The sequence below is a fragment of the Bradyrhizobium ferriligni genome (assembly GCF_056837965.1).
Map to the genome: position 1 here is coordinate 1 of NZ_JBXEJO010000425.1, position 379 is coordinate 379.

Annotated in this window: 1 protein-coding gene; it reads left to right on the forward strand. The window is 63.3% G+C overall.

What is annotated here, in order from left to right; all coding sequences use genetic code 11:
- Positions 1-290: methyl-accepting chemotaxis protein (locus tag AC1VNY_RS42955; RefSeq protein WP_482409749.1), on the forward strand; the 290-nt coding region annotated here is incomplete at its 5' end.
- Positions 291-379 lie beyond the last annotated feature (89 nt).

Below are 379 nucleotides of genomic sequence, written 5' to 3' on the forward strand. Positions count from 1 at the left end.
AGGAACTGCAGTCCATCGTCCGGCATGTGGTGATCGTCTCGCTCAACGCGTCCATCGAGGCGGCGCGTGCGGGGACGGCGGGCCGCGGTTTTGCCGTGGTGGCCAGTGAGGTGCGTGCGCTGGCGGCGCGTTCGGAAGAATTGTCAAAGAGCTATCGCAACAGCCTGCACTTGAACGATCTGACCACCACCGCCACGTTCCAGGACATCCAGGCGGGCGGCAAGATGATCACTGCATCGCTGTCGAGCGTCGAGGCGCTGGCTAGCCAGTTTCAACACCAGCTTCACTAGGCAGGTCTGACGTGATCCGCAGCAACGCACAAGAGAGTTTCGATCGCATCTTCCGCAAGGCCGCGCGTACGCGGCTCGTGCGGCAGGCC